2 protein-coding genes are annotated in these 2411 nt (G+C 75.3%); both read left to right on the top strand.

All coding sequences use genetic code 11. From position 1 onward, the window contains the following. Window positions 1-566 (top strand): tetratricopeptide repeat protein (locus ABT367_RS41255; RefSeq protein ID WP_434975656.1); only part of this gene is annotated, 566 nt, incomplete at its 5' end. After that, complete coding sequence (locus ABT367_RS41250) at window positions 563-2371, top strand: nickel transporter (RefSeq protein WP_352259100.1); 1809 nt, start codon at window positions 563-565, stop codon at window positions 2369-2371. The genes ABT367_RS41255 and ABT367_RS41250, both read left to right, overlap by 4 nt. The last annotated feature ends 40 nt before the right edge of the window (window positions 2372-2411 follow it).

Raw genomic sequence — 2411 nt, 5'->3', positions numbered from 1 at the left:
CCCTGGCCGGGCGCGCCAAGGCGCGTGCGGCGCTCGGCCGCACCGAGGCCGCGCTCGCCGACTACCGGACGGTGACGGAGCGGGTGCCGCTGCCCGAATACGTCCTGCTCTACGGGGAGTTCCTCGAGTCGCTCGGCCGAGGCGACGAGGCGAAGTCGCAGTACGAGCTGTTGCGGGCCCAGGTCCGGCTCCTCGAGGAGCAGGGCGCCGACGACGACCTCACCCTCGGGCTCTTCGAGGCCGATCACGGGGACCCGGCGGTCGCCGTGCGGAAGCTGGGCGCCGAGTGGGCCCGGCGCAAGAGCGTCCTCGTCGCGGACGGGCTCGCGTGGGCACTGCACCGGGCGGGGCGTTCGGCCGAGGCCGCCGGCCATGCGGAAAGTGCCGCGAAGCTGGGGTGGCGGCCCGCTTCCTTCACGTATCACCGCGGCGAGATCGAACGGGCCCTCGGCCGCGAGGACGAGGCGCGCCGGCTGTTCACGGCCGCGCTCCGGGCCAATCCGCACTTCTCGCCGCTCCATGCACCCGCGGCCCGCAAGGCACTGCGCGCGGGCGGCGCCTCGTGACGTGGTCGGAGCGACGGCGCCGGGCGTTCGGGGTGCGGCGCGCGGGCCTGGTCGTCGGGGTACTCGCGGGACTGGCGGTCGGCACGCCGACCGTCGCGTCCGCGCATCCGCTGGGCAACTTCACCGTCAGCCGCTACCACGGCTTGCAGATCAGCTCCGGCCGTATCGAGGACCGGGCGGTGATCGACCGGGCCGAGATCCCCACGCTCCAGGCCAAGCGGGCCGTGGACCGGGACCGTGACGGCCGCCTGGAGGCCGGTGAGCTGGCCGTGCATGCCGGCACGGTCTGTGCGCAGCTCGTTCAGGACGTACGGGCGGAGGTGACCGGCGAGGACGAGCTGACGTGGCGCGTGGCGGACAGCGGGATGCGTGAGCTGCCGGGGCAGGCCGGCCTGCCCGTCAGCCGGATCAGCTGCCGCCTCGTCGCCTCGCTCCCGCAGCCGGGTCCCGGGGAGCTCGCCTTCGCCGACCGGGGCGGACAGGGCCGGATCGGATGGCGTGAGATCACGGCGAGCGGCGGGCCCGGAACGCGGATCGTGGCCTCCGACGTCCCGGAGCGCAGCCTCTCCGGCGAACTGCGCAGCTATCCGCAGGACTTGCTCGACGATCCGCCGGACGTACGGACGGCGCGTGTGCGGTACGCCGTGGGGGCCGCAGGGGCCGGAACCCCGGCGGTCGGGGTCAACGGTCCGATGGGCGAGGACAGTTGGACGGCCGGTCTCGACCGCCGGCTGTCCTCCCTGGCCGCACGCGACGGTCTGACCTGGCCGGTGGGCCTCGCCGCGATCGGGCTCTCGGTGCTGCTCGGCGCCGGGCACGCCTTGCTGCCGGGCCACGGCAAGACGGTCCTCGCCGCGTGTCTGGCCGGGCGCCGGGGCTCGGTGCGCGACGCCGTCACGGTCGGGGCCACCGTCACCTTCACGCACACGGCCGGGGTGCTCGCGCTCGGTCTGCTCCTTTCGCTGTCCGCGGCGTTCGCTGCCGAGGGGCTCATGCATCTGCTCGGAGTGGTGAGCGGGTCGCTCGTCGCGGCGGTGGGCGTGATGCTCTGGCGGACGGCGCGCACGGGGCGAGGGTGGGGGCATGGCCACAGCCACGGGCATGGGCATGGGCATGGGCACGCGCATGGGCGTGGACACGGACACAGGCATGGGCACGGGCACGGGCACGGGCACGGGCAGGATCACTGGCACGGGCACAGCCACAGCCACAGCCACAGCCACGACGGCGTACGGCAGTTGGCGGTCCCCGTCGGATCTGCGCAGGCCGCGACCGCCCTCCCGCAGGGCGGGCAATCTCCGACGGCTCACGGCCACGCCACGACGCACGGGCAACCCGCGCCACCCCCTCACAGCCACATCACCGCCCATGAGCGCCCCGCGCCGCCCCCTCACACCCACGTCACGACAGAGGCGCACCCCGCGCCGCCCCCTCAGGTACACGACCACACCGACCCCCCTCACCAAGAGCGCCGCCGCACCCTCATCGGTGTCGGTGTCGCCGGCGGGCTCGTCCCCAGCCCGTCCGCCCTGGTGGTACTGCTCGGTGCCATCGCCCTGAACCGGACCGCGTTCGGTGTGCTCCTGGTCCTCGCGTACGGCGCGGGCATGGCGGCCGTGCTCTGTGCGGCGGGGCTGCTCGTCGCGCGCTGCGGTCACCGGGCGCAGGCCCTGCTCACCGGAGGCCGCGGCGGCCCGCGCATCGCCCGCCTGCGGGCGGCCCTGCCCGTCCTCACGGCGACGCTGGTGATCGCGGTGGGTTCGGGCATGGCCCTGCGCAGTGCCGGGGCCCTCCTCGTGCCGTGAGCCGGGCGCCGCGGCCGGTGCGCGACGGACGACACGGCGG

The sequence above is a fragment of the Streptomyces mesophilus genome (assembly GCF_040300965.1).
GTDB lineage: Bacteria > Actinomycetota > Actinomycetes > Streptomycetales > Streptomycetaceae > Streptomyces > Streptomyces mesophilus_A.
Note: the sequence above shows the minus strand (reverse complement) of the source record. Positions and strands in the feature narration are given on the sequence as shown.